Annotated in this window: 13 protein-coding genes and 1 other RNA gene; 4 read left to right on the top strand and 10 right to left on the bottom strand. The window is 49.2% G+C overall.

The window, feature by feature from the left end; genetic code table 11:
* Positions 1–132: 132 nt before the first annotated feature.
* From DBY97_RS00255 to DBY97_RS00225, 7 genes are all read right to left on the bottom strand, one after another.
* A complete protein-coding gene (locus DBY97_RS00255) occupies positions 133–684 on the bottom strand; it encodes a hypothetical protein (RefSeq protein WP_107857069.1) in 552 nt (183 codons plus the stop codon).
* A 36-nt stretch (positions 685–720) separates the two neighbouring features.
* Positions 721–1074, bottom strand: a complete 354-nt coding sequence (locus tag DBY97_RS00250; protein WP_107857068.1) for a nucleolar protein — start codon at positions 1072–1074, stop codon at positions 721–723.
* A gap of 47 nt (positions 1075–1121) precedes the next feature.
* Positions 1122–3041: an ATP-binding cassette domain-containing protein gene (locus DBY97_RS00245; RefSeq protein WP_107857067.1), complete on the bottom strand. Its 1920-nt coding sequence runs from the start codon at positions 3039–3041 to the stop codon at positions 1122–1124.
* Positions 3042–3212: 171 nt separating this feature from the next.
* Positions 3213–3980: an amino acid ABC transporter ATP-binding protein gene (locus tag DBY97_RS00240; protein ID WP_107857066.1), complete on the bottom strand. Its 768-nt coding sequence runs from the start codon at positions 3978–3980 to the stop codon at positions 3213–3215.
* 9 nt (positions 3981–3989) lie between these two features.
* Positions 3990–4706, bottom strand: coding sequence for an amino acid ABC transporter permease (locus DBY97_RS00235; RefSeq protein WP_199900720.1), 717 nt, complete (start codon positions 4704–4706; stop codon positions 3990–3992).
* Positions 4696–5520, bottom strand: a complete 825-nt coding sequence (locus tag DBY97_RS00230) for an amino acid ABC transporter substrate-binding protein (protein WP_036490794.1) — start codon at positions 5518–5520, stop codon at positions 4696–4698. Before DBY97_RS00230 ends, DBY97_RS00235 begins: the two co-directional genes overlap by 11 nt.
* Before the next feature lie 155 nt (positions 5521–5675).
* Entirely contained in the window at positions 5676–7586 is a 1911-nt protein-coding gene (locus DBY97_RS00225) for an alpha-amylase family protein (RefSeq protein WP_107857064.1), read from the bottom strand.
* A 667-nt stretch (positions 7587–8253) separates the two neighbouring features.
* Between DBY97_RS00225 and DBY97_RS00220 the strand changes: the two genes are divergently transcribed.
* The 3 genes from DBY97_RS00220 to DBY97_RS00210 are packed head-to-tail and all read left to right on the top strand — an operon-like array spanning position 8254 to position 11182.
* Positions 8254–9033: a (Fe-S)-binding protein gene (locus DBY97_RS00220; RefSeq protein WP_070814087.1), complete on the top strand. Its 780-nt coding sequence runs from the start codon at positions 8254–8256 to the stop codon at positions 9031–9033.
* On the top strand, positions 9030–9731 hold the full coding sequence (locus tag DBY97_RS00215; RefSeq protein ID WP_107857063.1) for a LutC/YkgG family protein: 702 nt from the start codon (positions 9030–9032) through the stop codon (positions 9729–9731). Before DBY97_RS00220 ends, DBY97_RS00215 begins: the two co-directional genes overlap by 4 nt.
* A complete protein-coding gene (locus tag DBY97_RS00210) occupies positions 9728–11182 on the top strand; it encodes a LutB/LldF family L-lactate oxidation iron-sulfur protein (protein ID WP_107857062.1) in 1455 nt (484 codons plus the stop codon). Before DBY97_RS00215 ends, DBY97_RS00210 begins: the two co-directional genes overlap by 4 nt.
* Positions 11183–11369: 187 nt before the next feature.
* On the opposite strand, the gene DBY97_RS00205 is transcribed toward DBY97_RS00210, so the two are convergent.
* Positions 11370–15203: a DUF3683 domain-containing protein gene (locus DBY97_RS00205; protein ID WP_107857061.1), complete on the bottom strand. Its 3834-nt coding sequence runs from the start codon at positions 15201–15203 to the stop codon at positions 11370–11372.
* A 260-nt stretch (positions 15204–15463) separates the two neighbouring features.
* Here DBY97_RS00205 and ffs point away from each other — a divergent pair.
* Positions 15464–15560: signal recognition particle sRNA small type (gene ffs, locus DBY97_RS00200), an RNA gene on the top strand.
* 117 nt (positions 15561–15677) lie between these two features.
* On the opposite strand, the gene DBY97_RS00195 is transcribed toward ffs, so the two are convergent.
* Both DBY97_RS00195 and DBY97_RS00190 read right to left on the bottom strand, forming a co-directional pair.
* Positions 15678–16895, bottom strand: coding sequence for a uracil-xanthine permease family protein (locus DBY97_RS00195; protein WP_101755453.1), 1218 nt, complete (start codon positions 16893–16895; stop codon positions 15678–15680).
* A 167-nt stretch (positions 16896–17062) separates the two neighbouring features.
* A complete protein-coding gene (locus tag DBY97_RS00190) occupies positions 17063–17374 on the bottom strand; it encodes a hypothetical protein (protein WP_049333474.1) in 312 nt (103 codons plus the stop codon).
* Positions 17375–17430 lie beyond the last annotated feature (56 nt).

Here is a 17430-nt window from a genome sequence, read left to right as displayed (position 1 = left end):
CGTATTTACTAGGCACAAGAAATTGAAACGGGCGTAATCATTATAGGATTCAGGCCGTCTGTTTGGCGTGACGAAAATTTTGGATTTCGTTTCCACCTGTTCAGACGGCCTGATGTTTTGATTGATTTGGACTTACATTCTGCCCAGTTCGCGCTGGAGGGCTTGAATGTTTTTCTCCCTATCCAAAACCGCGCCTTGCAACGTACTGATGGCCTGTTGATTGACGCTACCGCCTTTGGCTGTCCGCGCTTGGCTTAGTTGCTTTTTGGCATCGGCCAAAGCCGCGCGTTCATTGGACAACTCGGTTTCCAAAATAGAGCGGCGGCTGTTGACGCCGGAGGATTTTGGAACCGGAGGAGGAGCTGTTTCAGAAGCGGTGCGGACAGGGGCAGGTTTGGGTGTTGCTTTGTGGTTAGATTTTGTCGCTGTATTTTTGCTTTTTGCCGGAGCCGTTTGTGATGTTGGCGCGTTGAGTGTAGGCGCATCGCTGACCGGGGCGTCGTATCGGCTGCTGCTGTATTTGCCGACAATCGGCAAATCGTTGACGGCTTGGCAGTTGCCGCTTGGGCGCGAGGTATAGACAATCGAGCCGTTGACTTCACAGGTATAGATTTTTGCGGCGTGGGCTTGGTTGTTGAAAATGGCAAGCGGTAGCAGGGATAGGGTAAGCAGATATTTTTTCATGATTCGGGTAGGGCTGATTCGTTGCAGTTGAGCATTTTATTCTTGTTCAGACGGCATGGGCTGCTGTTTCTTAGCTTTTGCACGGTTTTTGTTTTTGCTCGGTTTGTCGGCTTTTTTCTCTTGTTTATCGGATTTTTCCGCGCGTGCCTTTTTCTTAGGCTTTGCACTTGTGCGTTCATCAGAGGCATTGAGGCTGCGGATGTTGAGGTGGTAACCGTTGCCTTGATGGCCGCTGATTTTAGGCAATTGAGCCTGTGCGCAGGAGGAGTTAGGTTCGGAGGTATAGCTGCCGTTGCCGCAGGAATAAACTGCGGCGGCTGCGTGAAGAGAAATGCCCAAGACGAAAGAGGATACGAGGAAGTATCCGGCTTGTTTGATGGTTGAAGTCATGTTTTTCCGTATTGTGTTTTGTTTCAGACGGCCTGATGGCTCTATTTTTATTGGGAAAACTCGGCTTCGACATCCACTTGGATTTGCTCAAGCTCTTCCTGCCATTGCAGCCAGTTTTCTTCCAGTTGCGTTAATTTTACTTTAGTTTCTGTTAATTGTGCGAGTGTCTCTTGCAATTTGGGTTTATTTTCTTCTGAATAAGCAGATTCTTGTGCCAAAAATGCTTCACAGGCCGTCTGAATATCAGTCAATCGCGTGATTTCTTTTTCGGCTTTGTCGATTTTTTGCTGAATCGGTTTACTGCGTTTGGCTTTTTCCTGACGGATTTGTGCCTCTATGCGCTTGGTGTCCTTACGGCTTTGGCTTTGTGCAGAAGCGGCGGGGGCTGCTGCAGCGTTTTCTTGTGCCAACCGCCATTGACGGTAGTCGTTCAAATCGCCGTCGAAGTTGTTCAGACGGCCTTTGTCGATAAGGAGGAAGCTGTCGGTAGTCGCTTCAAGCAGGCTGCGGTCGTGCGAAACGACAATCAATGCACCTTGGAAACTTTGCAGAGCAAGTGTCAGGGCGTGGCGCATATCCAAGTCTAGGTGGTTGGTCGGTTCGTCAAGCAGCAGCAGATTAGGTTTTTGCCAGATAATCATGGCAAGGGCGAGCCGTGCTTTTTCCCCACCCGAAAAAGGCTCGGTCTTTTGAACCGCCATATCACCGACAAAGTTGAAACCGCCTAAAAAGTTACGGATTTCCTGTTCGCGGACTTCGGGCGAAAGCTGTTGGATATGCCAAACCGGACTTTGGTCTGCGCGCAAGGTATCTAGTTGATGCTGGGCAAAATAGCCGATATTGAGCTTTTCGGAGCGTACGATGCTGCCGGAAAGTAAATCGATTTTTCCTGCCAATGCTTTGATAAATGTAGATTTACCGCTGCCGTTAACGCCCAACAGGCCGTAACGTGCGCCGCTTTCGAGAGACAAGGTGATATCGTGCAAAACGGTATTATCGCCATAACCCAAGTCGGAATGGTCGAGTTTCAATAATGGGTTGGGCAGGTGGGTTGGATTGGCAAACTCAAAGGAAAATTCACTATCCAAATGTGCAGGGGCGATGCGTTCGAGCTTGGCTAATGCCTTCATGCGGCTTTGAGCTTGTACGGCCTTTGTGGCTTTGGCTTTGAAACGGTCGATAAAGGATTGTAAATGTTTGATTTGTGCCTGCTGTTTGACGTAGGCGGCTTGTTGTTGCGCCAGACGTTGGGCGCGTTCGGCTTGGTAGAAATCGTAATTGCCGCCGTATTGGGTCAGTTTTTGTTGCGACAGTTCGATGGTCTGCGTTGTGGTGGCATTCAAGAAGTCGCGGTCATGGGAGATGATGATTTGCGTACAGGGTAGGGAAGCGAGATGGTTTTCCAGCCACAACACGGTTTCCAAATCCAAGTGGTTGGTCGGTTCGTCCAAAAGCAGCAAATCGGCACGACAAATCAGCGCTTGGGCAAGGTTGAGGCGCATACGCCAGCCGCCGGAAAAGGATTTGACGGGACGGGTATGTTCTTCTTGTGCAAAACCCAAGCCGTTAAGCAGTTTGGCGGCGCGTGCCGGAGCAGTGTAGGCATCGATTTCTTCAAGTTTGGCGTGATATTCGGCTTGCTTCATGCCGTCGTTTTGCGCTTCTGCTTGAGCCAAGGCCGTCTGAAAAGCCTGCAATTCGGCATCGCCTTGCAAAACGTAGTCTAAAGCGGAAATATCTAAATCAGGCGTTTCTTGAGAGACGGAAGCAAGGCGCCATGTTTTGGGAATAAGGATTTCGCCGCCATCTTGCGTGATTTCACCTTTTATCAGCGCAAACAGGCTGGATTTGCCCGTACCGTTTTTACCGATTAAACCAACGCGTTGGCCGGGGTTGATTACGGCATCGGCTTTGTCGAGCAGGACTTTCAAACCGCGTTGTAAGGTGAGTTTTTTAATTTCTATCATGATGGCAGGCAAGGGGATGAGTAAAACGAAAGGCGTTATTTTACCTGAAAAGATATATAAAAGGCCGTCTGAACAAGTATGAAAACGAAATCAACGATTTCTATTTCACTTATTCAGACGGCCTTTATGAAATGACGGTCGGAAATGCTTTCAAATTGTCTGTCGTTTCAATTAAATTTGAAGATCGGCATTGTCCGCACGGATTTGGCGCAGGAATTTTTGTGTCCGCTCATGTTTGGGATGATTGAACAAATCTTGCGGGCTGCCTTGTTCGACAATAACGCCGCCGTCCATCACGACAACGGTGGTTGCCACTTCCAAGGCAAATTTGATTTCATGCGTAACGACAACCATGGTCCAGCCTTCTTGTGCCAATTCCTTCATGGTATCCAAAACATCTTGTACCAATTCAGGGTCAAGTGCGGAAGTCGGTTCGTCAAACAGCATCAATTCAGGCTGAATCGCCAATGCGCGGGCAATGCCGACACGCTGCTGTTGACCGCCGGAAAGCTGGTAGGGGTAGAGGTCAATCTTATCGCCCAAACCGACTTTTTTAAGCAATCTGACAGCCTCTTCACGCGCTTTGGCGACAGGCTTGCCTTGTACGGCAACCGGTCCTTCCATGACGTTTTCCAAAGCAGTTTTGTGCGGAAAGAGGTTGTATTGTTGGAATACCATGCCGGACTTGCGGCGCAGTGCCAAAATATCGTGTTTGCTTGGTTTTTTGGAAAAATCGATGCTTAACGGCTGCGCGTTGTCAAACTCGATCTGACCTTGTTCTGGCATTTCCAAAGCATTTAAACAGCGCAAAAACGTGGTTTTACCTGAGCCGGACGGGCCTAAGATAACAACCACCTGTCCTTTGCCGACATCCAAATCGATGCCGCGCAAAATGGTATTTTCGCCAAAGATCTTATGGATATTGCGGATTTTAATCATGACAACTCCTTATTTGGCGACATAGCGGTCAAAGCGTTTTTCCAAGCGCGCCTGAATCAAAAACAGCACTTTGCAGAAGCACCAATAAACCACGGCGGCTTCGATATAAACGGGCAAAAAGTCATAAGTACGGTTTGCTGTCTCTTGAGCAACACGGAAAAGCTCGGTTACCGTTACCACTGCGGCAAGCGAAGTATTTTTGAACAAGCCGATAAACTCGTTGCTCAAAGGCGGTACGGCAACGCGGAATGCCTGTGGCGCAATAATGCGTCGGAACGTCTGCATATAGGTCATACCGATGGAAAAACCGGCTTCCCATTGGCCTTTAGGTACGGACAAGATTGCCGCGCGTATGGTTTCGGAAGCGTATGCGCCGACATTGAGCGAAAAGCCGATGATGGCGGCAGGAATCGGATCAATATAGATGCCGACAGAAGGCAAACCATAGAATACGATGACCAACTGTACCAACAGCGGTGTACCGCGAATGACGGAAATATAAAATTCTACCAGCTTCAGCAAGCATTTTTGGAAAACGCCGCCGGAGGGCATGATTCTTACCAAAGCAACGGCTACGGCAATAATCATGCCGATAACGAAAGAAGCGATCGCCAAAGGCAAAGACACTGCGAAGCCGGCTTTGACCATGGGCCAAAACGCGCTGATGAGCATATCAGCGCGTGTTTCCGTCATAAACGGCAGAGAGGCAAGGAAATTATTTAACACTGATGTCTTTTCCGAAGAATTGTTCGCCCAGTTTTTTCAGCGTGCCGTCAGCTTTCAGCTCAGTCATGGCTGTGCTGAATTTAGCCAATGCTTCATCGTTGCCTTTATTGACAATCAGGCCTGAGCCGACTTTTTCGTCAGCCGGTGCAGACCAAACGATTTTTACGCCGGCATTCGGATTTTTCTTCAGATAGTCCAATACCGCCAATTCGTCGTTCAGGGTTGCATCGGCACGTTTTTGTTCAATCAAGGTCAGGGATTGCGCCAAGCCGTCCACCGGTACGAGTTCTGCGCCTGCAGCTTTGGCTTTTTCGCCATAGTTGCTGGTCAGGGATTGTGCGGTTTTCACGCCTTTGATGTCGTCGATGGATTTGATGTTGCTGTCTTTGCGCGCAACCAAAACGGCACCGCTCCAGCTGTAAGGCTCGGATTTGTCAAAAGTTGCTTGACGTTCAGGGCTGGTCAGGCCGACTTGGTTGGCAACCACGTCGAAACGGCCGGCTTTTAAACCTGCCATCATGGAGTCCCATTGTGTTTCTTTAAATTCGACTTTTACGCCCAGTTTGTCGGCAACGGCGCGGGTAACTTCGACATCGTAGCCGGTCAATTTGCCGTCTTTATCATGGTAGGTGAAAGGTGCGTAAGTGCCTTCCGTACCGACAGTGATGGTACCTTTGTTGTTGATACGCTCAATCAGTGAGCCGGAAGCCGCGCCGGATTGGGCCGGTGCAGAAGAAGCTGAGTTGCTGCCTTCTCCGCCGCAAGCAGCCAAAACTACTGCAGCGATGGTGCCGAGTACGAATTTTTTCAACATGGATTTTTACTCCTGATTTTTAGTGTGTCATCTGGTATTAAAGCATGCATTCTAAGCGAAACTGCCCAAAATACAAAATACATCTTAGTTTCTTAAAAGGCCGTCTGAACGCTGATTTGTTCAGACGGCCTTGAGTGGTGTATCAAAATTTCGGCTTATGCAATTTCAAGCCACATGACTTGATAGGGTTGCAGTACCAAATCCTGATTCAGGGAAACGGTTTGACCGCTGATCAAATCGTGTGCTTTAAACGGCATGGCTTGCAGCGTATGCGCACTGATGGTTTGCGGATGTTCGCTGAAGTTGCCGAATGCCAATAGTGCGTTGTTGCGCATATAGCCGATGATGTGTTTATTGTTGGTATTGAAGGTAACCAACTTGCCGCCGTCAAAGCGCGGATTGCTTTGTCGGATGGCAATCATATGGCGCAAACCTTGGAAGATTTGACCGGCAGTGGTCGAGCTGTCATGGCGTTGGTTGTACAACTTTTCATTATAACGAGGACGGTGTGCCCAGCGGCTGTCGTCGCTCTTATTGCTGTCTTGCGACCAGTCGTCATCATTGAGTGTACCCACTTCGTCACCCAAGTAAATCAGCGGCAGACCGCCGGTACTCAGAGCAATGCTGTACAAAAGTTTGATGCGGTCAACGGCGTACGGGTCATTTTGAGCCAAACCAACCAATGCTGCGGCTGTACCGCTGACACGGCAGTCGCCAGTGTTGGGGTTGTATTGGAAGGGGAGGCCGCGCGCGAAGCTGCCGTCGAAATGGTTGACGAAGAAGCGGTTGAGGAATTGTCGGTGGTCGTAGCCGTGGATGCCGAACTGCCATGCGTCCTCATCGGCAAATGTCCAGCCGATGTCGTCATGGCTGCGGACGTAGTTGACCCATGCAGTGTGGTCGGGCAGGTTGTGGCGGTAGGTCAATGCCTGATGGAGCAGGTTGACTTCGCGCGTGGCAAGCGTGTTCCACAACAATGCCATTTGCAGCGGGTTGTAACCGATTTGGCATTCGTCTTGGCTGATGTATTGGACAACTTGGTCAGGGTGAACGATGGCTTCGGATTTGAAGAACACGGCCGGGGCGGCAATACGCATGACGGAGTTAAATGCACGAATCAGAGCGTGTGCCTGAGGCAGGTTTTCGCAGCTTGTGCCCATTTGTTTCCAAATAAAGGCAACGGCGTCCATGCGCAGAATATCAACGCCCAAGTTGGCCAGGAACATCATTTCGCCTGCCATAGCGCGGAATACCCACGGGTTGCTGTAATTCAAGTCCCACTGGAAGGAATTGAACGTTGTCCATACCCAGCGTCCGTCTTCCAGTTGGGAGAAGCCACCCGGGTGTTGGTCGGGGAAGATTTCACGCAGGGTGCGGTCGTATTGGTCGGGCATCCAACGGTCAGGAAAAATGTAGTAGAAATTGTCGTAGAGCGGATCACCGGCGGCGCAGCGTTTTGCCCATTCGTGTTCATTGGAAGTGTGGTTGAAGATGAAATCGACAACGGCGGAAATGCCTGCTTCGTGCAGTGCGGCAATGACATCGCGCAAGTCGTCTATTGTGCCCAAAGCTGGATTGACATCGCGGTAGCTGCTGACTGCATAGCCGCCGTCGCTTTTGCCTTCGGGACATTTAAACAGGGGCATCAGGTGCAGATAGGTCAGACCCAATTCTTGGAAATAAGGGATTTGGGCTTTCAAACCTTGCAGATCGCCTGCGAACAAATCGACGTAGCACACGCCGCCAACCTGTTTGTTGGACAAAATCCAGTCAGGATCGTTTTCGCGCGTGATATCAATATCTTTTAAAGATGCGTTGCGTTGGGAATAGCTTTGCCATGCTTGGGCAATCAGTTGTTCCAGCATGGGGAGGACGGCTTCGTTGTTGTTGTAAACGTTGTCCAGCTCGTGCATCAGTTTTGGGAAGTGTTCCTCAAGTCGTCTGTCAAACTGTTTCCAGTCTTCAGATGTCTCGATACTTGCACGCTGTTCGGGGGTATAAATCGATAGGGTGCGTTCTTTAAGGTGATGCAAGGTCAAATCAACCTGTTGAGTCTGGGTCAACATAATGCCTACTCCGAAATTAAGGTGAAATTGTTTTGAAGCTTGGTTTCACTTCTTTTGCAAATCCATGCCGATTGTGGGCGGCTAAGACTGTAATTTTGCGTCAAGAAACTGTCTCAATGATACTGGAAGTGCTTGAGTGTGCATAGGGTTTTCAAGGTTAGGGATGATGATTTTTCAAGTGTTTGATTTTGATTAAAAGTAGGATTAAGCAGATGGAAAGTAGCCTTTTGACGAACTTATCTTTCAGACGGCCTGAGTCTTGTGAGAAAAACTTTTATTTTTATTATCTTAGACATCTTTTTATTCAGATATAGCCGTCTGAAACATATGTACAGCATAAGGGGTTGCTTATTTTGTTTAAAAATGAGTCATAGAGATTAAGTTCATGACTTCTGATGTAAATCAAGATTCTATAAAGAGGCAGTTATTGTGTTTTGAAGAGAGAGGGGATGTACGAGTTTCATTTATTAAAAAATGAATCCATCAGTTTTCTTATTGATAGTGGTTATTATGTAGATTATCAAGTTAATAAGGAAAAGGTGTTTGTCTGGTTTGTCATGCTTTTTTAATATTATTTTTTAAAATTAGACTTGACCCATTACAAGCAATTACTTAAAGTACCCATCTTATTTTTACACAAGAAAACGGGTTGTCCCGTTCCAAAAAAATGAGCGCAATCAAACCACCACAAATCACCGTATTCGACAGCAAGCCAACCGATGCTTATTTCTTCGGTACTTGCGTTCTCGACCTTTTTATGCCAGAAGCAGGCATGGATGCCATCACTTTAATCGAACAACAGGGTATCCGTGTCCATTATCCGATGGAACAAAGCTGCTGCGGTCAACCAGCCTATTCGTCAGGTCATCCTAAAGAAGCCTTTGATGTTGCCAAAGCGCAACTGGATTTATTCCCAGAAAATTGGCCGATTGTCGTACCTTCCGGTTCTTGCGGCGGCATGATGAAACACCATTGGCCGACTTTGTTCAAAGGCACCGAGTACGAACAAAAAGCCATTGATTGTGCCAACCGTATCATTGAATTTACCCACTTCCTGCTGGCGATTGGTTACAAACCTGAAGATAAAGGTGAGCCGGTTAAAGTGGCTGTCCATACTTCCTGCGCGGCGCGTCGTGAGATGAATGTCCATGTGTCAGGCTGGCAGCTGATTGACGGCATGGAAAATGTTGAACGTATCGTTCACGACCATGAAAGCGAGTGCTGCGGTTTTGGCGGTACATTCTCTGTGAAACAAGCCGATATTTCCGGTGCGATGGTAACCGACAAAGTCGCAGCCTTAAAAGAAACAGGCGCAACTGAAATCATCAGCGCGGATTGCGGCTGCATGATGAATATCGGCGGCAAAATTGCCAAAGACGAACCCAATATGCCACGTCCGAAACATATTGCATCTTTCCTATTGGAACGTACCGGAGGTAAAGCATGAGCGCGCGCGAAAATATTTTAGCGAAATTGAAAAAAGCCGATGCCTTGCCGATGGAAGAACCGCCGGTTTTCGATTATTACCGTGAAATGGGTGTTTCTTGGGCAAACGATGTCGAGCGTTTGAAACATTGGGCGGCCGCCATGCGTGCCGTCAAAACTGAAATCTATTGGGTTACCAAATCCAACTGGCCGCAAGTATTCCGCCAAGCAGCCGAAGGTAAAGGCTTGAAAAACATTCTGCTCCCATTGGAAACAGAACATGGTCAGCTGGCTCGTGCAGCTTTAGCCGATACCAATATTGAAGCGCGTGGTTTTGAGCGAAAAATCGACGACTGGAAAAACGAATTCTTTACCGATATTGAGGCCGGTTTTAGCGGCTCTAAATGCGGTATTGCCCGTACCGGTACGATTATGCTGGAGTCCAGCCCTGTTGAGCCGCGCAGCCTGAGTTTGGTTCCACCTGTGCATTTCTGCCTATTTGACACCAGCAAAATGTACAACGAATTCCATAATGCTGTTGAAGGCGAAAAACTGGTAGAAAAAGGCATGCCTACCAACGTTATTTTGATTTCCGGCCCGTCTAAGACTGCCGATATTCAATTGACTTTGGCCTATGGTGCACACGGCCCGCGCGATTTAGTGGTTTTGGCCGTTCTGCCTGATCACATTTCCCCTGCCGATTTGGAGGAAAAAGCATGAGTTCCCAAACCATTAAATTCCATATGAAGCCGGAAACATTCAAGCAAAACGCCGCGATTTCTTTGCAAGACAAACCTCTGCGTAAAAGCTTGCGCACAGCGATGGATATGCTGATGACCAAGCGCAAAGCCGTTTTGACAGATGAAGAAGAGCTGCAAAGCCTGCGTGACTTGTGTGAGCATGTCCGTCAACGTTCGTTGTCCAAATTACCTGCATTATTGGAACAGCTGGAAGAGAACCTGACCAAGTTAGGCGTTAAAGTCCACTGGGCGGAAACCCCTGCCGAAGCCTGCCAAATCATTCACAACATCATTACCGATAAAAACGGCAAGCTGATGGTGAAAGGCAAATCTATGGTCAGCGAAGAGATTGAGCTGAACCATTATCTGCAAGACCAAGGCATCAAAGCGGTTGAGAGCGACTTGGGCGAGTTTATCGTTCAAATGGCCGGTGAGAAACCAACCCATATTGTGATGCCTGCCATTCACAAGACCAAAGAGCAGGTTAGCGAGCTTTTTCATCAAAACCTTGGCACGCCGTTAACAGACGACGTAGACCAACTGACCGGATTTGCGCGTAAAGCTTTGCGCGATATTTACAGCACTGCCGATGTCGGTTTGAGCGGTGTGAACTTTGCCGTTGCTGAAACGGGCACTTTGTGTCTGGTCGAAAACGAAGGCAACGGCCGCTTGAGTACCACTGTACCGCCTGTGCACATCGCCATTACCGGTATTGAAAAAGTGGTTGCGAAGCTGTCGGATGTTCCACCTTTGTACAGCCTGTTGCCACGCTCCGCCATCGGTCAGAACATTACCACTTATTTCAATATGATTACCGGCCCTCGCCGTGGCGAAGAGCTGGATGGTCCTCAAGAAATGCACTTGGTACTGCTTGATAACGGTCGTAGCCAAGCGTATGCAGAAGATCAAATGCGCCGCACCTTGCAATGTATCCGTTGCGGTGCGTGTATGAACCACTGTCCGGTTTATACCCGTATCGGTGGCGCGGCTTACGGTACGACTTATCCTGGCCCGATTGGTGAGATTATCTCTCCGCATTTGTTAGGTTTGGATGTGACACGCGATCTGCCGACTGCGTGTACCATGTGTGGCGCATGCGTTGAAGTTTGTCCGGTACGCATTCCGATTACCGAACAAATGCAACGTCTGCGTGTTGAAGCACAACGTTCGCCAACAGAAACCGTTCCACATCCTATCCGTGGTCAAGGTGCATCGCATACTTTCGGCGAACAAATGGCATGGCGTACGTTTAACGGTATTTTCAGCGGCAGTAAGGCTTACCGAGCATTCGGCTGGGCTGCTACCAAATTCCGTGCATTGACGCCAAGCAAGCAGTTAAGCTGGACCAATAACCATGTTCCGATGAAACCTGCCAAGCAAACATTGCATGAGATGATGGCAGAAAGAAAACGTCAGCAAGAAAAAGCATAAGACTTGAAAATAAAACCTGGGGGATAAAAGCCTCAGGTTTTATTTTTTATTGAATACTGCTGGTGTAGCATCGCTATTTGTAAAGGCATTTGATTTGATTATTGTATTTTGATTCTTTTGAATCAAAAGGCCGTCTGAAAGATTTTCAGACGGCCTTTATTACAGCCAAAAGTTTTTGTCTAAGTCTTTAGAGCAATACTTTTTCTATACCGCCGTTGTTGGCTTTTTTCACAAACTCATCCAGCCAGTTTTCGCCGAGGATGTGTTTCGCCATTTCGATGACGATGTAGTCGGCAGGCATATTGTTGTCATCGGCATAGCGGCTCAGGCCTTGCAGGCAGGCTGGGCAGGAGGTGAGCATTTTGACGGGTTCGCCCTGCGGCAGCTCTTTGAGGTTTTTCTCAATTTCCTCTTGTTTGCGGAACTTGACCTGAGTGGCAATGTCTGGTCGTTTGACGGCAAACATACCGGACTCGCCGCAACAGCGGTCGCTTAAGACGACTTTTTGTCCCATCAGGCTGCTGGCCATTTGGGTGGCGTTCATGGTTTTAATCGGGGTATGGCAAGGGTCGTGGTAGAGGTATTGCTGACCTTGCACGCCGTTTAGCTGCACCCCTTTTTCAAGCAGGTATTCGTGGATGTCAATGATACGGCAGCCTGGGAAGATTTCCTCAAAACGGTATTTTTCCAGTTGGTCGTAGCAGGTGCCGCAACTGACAACGACGGTTTTAATGTCGAGGTAGTTGAGGGTGTTCGCCATACGGTGGAAAGCCACGCGGTTGTTGGTGCTCATTTCTTCGGCTTTAGCCTTATTGCCGCCTGCGTCTTGCGGATAGCCGCAACACATATAGCCCGGCGGCAGAACGGTTTGTACGCCGACATGCCAGAGCATGGCTTGAACGGCTAGTCCGATTTGGCTGAACAGGCGCTCAGAGCCGCAGCCGGGGAAGTAGAACACGGCTTCGGCATCTTCCGACGCGGCCGGATTGCGGATGATGGGGATGCTCTTGTCGTCTTCTATGCCCAGCATGGAGCGCGGAGTTTTGGCAGGCACGCTTTTCGGCAAAGGACGGTTGATGAAATGGATAACCTGTTCTTTGATTGAGGCGGTACCGACGGTGGCTTTCGGTTCGGCTTTTTGCTTTTTAGTGCCAATCGGAAGAAGCTTGCCGATTTTGTAGGCAAAGTTTTGTGCAGGGAAGCCGGTCTGTATCATTGCGGCGCGAAGGGCTTTGATGGTTTTCGGGCCTGTGGCGTTCAAAAATGCCATGCCCATTGAAGCCGCAGGCGCAAATCGTTTGTGGCCAGAATCGGCAAGGTAGTTGCGGACGGCTACGGTAACATCGCCAAAGTCGATATTGACAGGGCAAGGCTTAACGCAGCGGTGGCACACGGTACAGTGGTCGCCGATGTCCATCAGTTCTTCAAAATGTTTAATGGAAACGCCGCGACGGGTTTGTTCTTCGTATAAGAAGGCTTCGGTCAGCAAGCCTACACCGAGGATTTTGTTGCGTGGGCTGTACAACAAGTTGGCACGCGGGACGTGAGTAGAGCAAACAGGTTTGCATTTGCCGCAGCGCAGACAGTCTTTGACGGAATCGGCGATGGTGCCGAGGTCTGATTTTTCCATAATCAGAGATTCCGCCCCCAAAAGCTCGAAAGACGGCGTATAGGCGTTGCGCAGGTCCGAGCCTTTCATCAGTTTGTGACGGTTGAAGGTGTGTTTGGGATCGACTTGGTTTTTGTAGTTCCAAAACGGTTGCAAATCTTCATCGGTCAAAAATTCAAGCTTGGTAATGCCGATGCCGTGTTCGCCGGAAATTACGCCGCCGAGCGAACGGGCGATTTTCATAATGCGTTCGACCGAACGATAGGCCGTCTGAAGCATTTCGGCATCGTCTGAGTTAACCGGAATATTGGTGTGAACGTTACCGTCTCCGGCGTGCATATGCAGGGCAACGAAGACGCGGCTGCGTACGGTTTTGGCGTGGATTTTGCCCAAGCCTTGGATAATTTTGGTATCGGTTTTGCCGCTGAAGATTTCAGAAAGCGGCTTCATTACGTCTGCTTTGACAGACACGCGCAGGCGGAAATCGCGGAAGGCAATAAAGCAGCTTTCATTGTCTTTGGCTTCGGGCGCGGCGTGGACAGCTGCGCCATAGCATGCTTTATAGTCGGCAAGCGGCGCGTCTAAGTTATCAAGTAGCCATTCCCAACGCGCTTTGACGGCAGAAACGTGGGCTAGGGCGTGTTTGCCGCGTTCGCCTAAAAGTTCGGCGGTCGGCAGGTCCGTACCCATTTTGTCGATGGGGAGTTTGCCGGACAGATATTGTTCCAAAGCGGCACAGAGTTTGAGTTTGTTTTGGATAGAAAGCTCAATGTTGATGCGTTCGATGCCGTCTGAATACTCGCCGAGCCTTTCAAGCGGGATTACCACGTCTTCGTTGATTTTAAAGGCGTTGGTGTGTTTGGCAATGGCTGCAGTGCGGCTGCGGTCAAGCCAGAAGGTTTTACGGGCTTCGGGAGATATGGCGATAAAGCCTTCGCCATCGCGTGCACGGGCGAGTTTGCAGATGTGTTCGGCGGCTGCCTGTACGGCGGCTTCGTCGTCGGAAACCACGTCTGCCAGCAAGACCATTTTAGGTCGGCCTTTGCCTGCCGCTTTGGTGGCATAACCGACGGCACGGACGTAACGCCAGTCTAAATGTTCCAAACCGGCCAGTCGTACGCTTTCATGGGCAAGCAAAAAGTCGCGGATTTCGACAATAGATGGCGTGGCGGTGGCAACCGTGCCGAAAAACTCCATACACACGGTGCGCGTGTATTTCGGCATTTTGTGCAATACGAAGGCGACGCTGGTGATGATGCCGTCTGTGCCTTCTTTCTGCACGCCGGGCAGACCGCTCAAGAATTTATCGGTAACGTCTTTGCCCAAACCGACTTTGCGGAATTTGTGGCCGGGGATTTCCAAGCGTTTGGTATTGACGATATTGCGGCCGTCTGAATCCAACGTATGTACGTCAAACAAGGCGATTTCTTCATCGTGGATTTTGCCGAAATTGTGGCGCACGCGTTCGATACGCAGCCATTCGCCTTGAGGGTTAACCATGTTCCAGTAGGCGAGGTTGTCCAAGGCAGTACCCCACAGTACGGCTTTTTTGCCACCTGCATTCATCGCCACATTACCGCCCACGCAAGACGCATCGGCGGAAGTCGGATCAACAGCAAACACCAAACCAGCCTGATGCGCGGTTTCTTCTACTCGGCGGGTTACTACGCCTGCGCCGCAATGGATAATCGGATGTCTGCCATCCAAACCTGCCAGCTCAACGTATTCGACGCCGCGATGCTTGTCGAGTTTTTCGGTATTGATGACTGCGCTGTTTGCGTCCAGAGGCACGGCGCCGCCGGTATAACCCGTACCGCCGCCGCGCGGGATAATAACCAAGTCTAACTCGATTAAGGTGCGCACCAAAGGCGCAATTTCTGCCTCGGTATCAGGATTGACGACGACAAATGGATACTCCACGCGCCAGTCGGTCGCATCGGTAACGTGCGTTACGCGAGCCAAGCCGTCAAACATGATGTTGTGCGGCTTGGTGATTTTACTTAAGCGTTCCAAAATCTGATGGCGTTTTTGGCTGGTTTCATCAAAACTGCTATCAAAACGCTCGACTGCTTTTTCTGCTGCGGCAACCAAGACATCCACTTGCCGATTATCGTCGCGGCGTTTGCGGATTTCATTTAAGCGGTGGCGCATTTCGCGTACCAACGCGGCGCGGCGTTTTGGGTGCTCCAGCAAGTCATCGACCAGATACGGATTGCGCACGACCACCCAAATATCGCCCAATACTTCAAACAGCATTCGTGCCGAACGTCCTGTTTTGCGTTGACCGCGCAGGTCTTGCAGGATTTGCCACGCTTCGTTGCCCAACAGTCGGATGACGATTTCGCGGTCGGTATAAGAAGTATAGTTATAGGGAATTTCTCGAATACGCTGAGGGGCAGTAGTCGTGGTCATGGTCGTGTTCCGTTGATGGATGTAATGTTTTTATATTAAAGGCCGTCTGAAAAATGCAATTTCTTCTTGATGGCGTAAAGTGTTAATGTAGTGTAATTTTCGATATTTTTCAACGGAAAAGACGATAAACATTTCAATGGGAATGATTTGCAACTAGGTAATATTGTTTACAATCTTGTCGTGTAAATGGTTTTCAGACAGCCTGAGAGATTTTATCGCTTGAGTTTTTCTGTAAAATCGCTATAATGCGTTTCTTCTATGGCGGGTCTCCCCGCATGGTAATTCGGAACACCGGGTCAGGGGCGGAAGCCAGCAGCCCACTCTGATGAGCCAGTGCCGGGGGTTCGGCTCGCCACCTTATTCAAAAATGCCGGAGATGATAAAGTCTCTGGCATTTTTCATTGTATAAAGCGTAATAAAAAGGCCGTCTGAAATCTCATTTTCAGACGGCCTTTGAGTTTATGAGCCAGCTATTTATGCTTCTTCTGATTTGGTATTGGGCAAAACGCAGTTTAGGATAATGGCCAATACGGCGCACAAACCTACACCGGCGAAGCTCAAAGTACCTACTTTGATAATCATGCCGCCGATGCCGGTCGTCAATACGGAGCTGACGATAACCAGATTTTTCGGCTGCATCAAATCGACTTTTGCATCAATCAATGTTTTGATGCCCAAAGAGGCAATCGTACCGAACAGCAGCAACATGATGCCGCCCATAACCGGCATGGGAATCGAAGCCAAAAACGCATTGAACTTACCGAAAAACGCCATGAAAATCGCAAAAATTGCCGCCCAAGTCATGATGACGGGGTTGCTGTTTTTGGTAATCATCACCGCGCCGGTTACTTCGCCATAAGTGGTGACAGGAGGGCCGCCAATCAAACCGGCCACGCATACGCCCAAGCCGTCGCCGGCGAGGGTTTTGTCCAAGCCAGGGTCTTTGGTGTAGTTTTTGCCGGTTACATTACCGATGGCCATAATGCCGCCGATGTGTTCGATGGCAGGGGCAATGGCGACGGGCAACATAAACAAGGCAGCCTGCCAGTTGACTTGAGGCGTTTCAAAATGAGGGACGGCAAACCAAGGAGCCTTGATGATGGCGCTGGTGTCGACCAAACCCATGATTAAAGCCAACACATAGCCGGAAGCCACGCCGATCAGAATCGGAATCAGCTTCATCATTTTACTGCCGAAGACAGAAACGATGACGGTTACCGCAAAGGTAAAGCCGGAGAGAATCAGCGAGTCGATATAGTCGATGACCTGCTTGCCGCCTGATTGACCCATGGCCATCTTGCTGGCTTCTGAGGCAACGGACAAACCGATTACCATAATCACCGGGCCGATAACCACGGGCGGCAACAGCTTGTGTACTGCATCCAGACCGCGCCATCTGATCAATGCGGCAAAGATGAAGTACATGAAACCTGCCGCAAACAGGCCAAACATGGTAGAAGGCAGACCCCATTCTTTGACTGAATAGATGATCGGTGCAATAAAGGCAAAAGAAGAACCGAGGAAAATCGGCACTTTACGTTTGGTAACCAATTGGAACAACAAGGTGCCCAAGCCTGCGCCTAATAATGCCAAAGCCGGGTTCAGTCCCGTCAGAAGCGGCACAAGCACCATGGCACCGAATGCGACAAACAAAATCTGCGCACCGGCTACCGCCGTTTTAAGCTGATTCATAAAAGCTCCGAAGAAAATTCAAACGGCGCAGATTATACTGATTTATCCTAGTCATGAACATTTATTTACAAAAGGCCGTCTGAACAAATGTAACGATGACACCTGTTCAGACGGCCTTGTTCGATAACGAATGGTTAATAACTTATCAAAATCGATTAGGGAAATTTTCAGCCACGTGTTTCGCGCCAAACCAAATAATCGCGCAGGGGCGGCATGGGCGGATTGATGCAGTGCGGACAGATACCGGTCGTGTCTTCATCGTCGCTGTCGATATGGTAGTCGTTTGGATCGAAGCGCACCTGCTGCATCACAGCTTGCGCCAATGCTTGTTCCTGTATGACATCAAATTCAAATTTTTCCAAAATCTCATTCAATAGGCAGATTTCGCCGTCGCTGAAAGATTCGCTGTGTTTGACAATGAGGCGTTGATAATCTTCATTGCTGATTTTTTCGTGAAGTAAATTGGTCTGGATAGTCATGATTTTATTGTTGAAATAAGATGGTTAAGGTGCGGATTATAGCGGATATCGTGTCG

The organism is Neisseria subflava, from assembly GCF_003044645.1.
Classification (GTDB): domain Bacteria; phylum Pseudomonadota; class Gammaproteobacteria; order Burkholderiales; family Neisseriaceae; genus Neisseria; species Neisseria subflava_B.
Note: the sequence above shows the minus strand (reverse complement) of the source record. Positions and strands in the feature narration are given on the sequence as shown.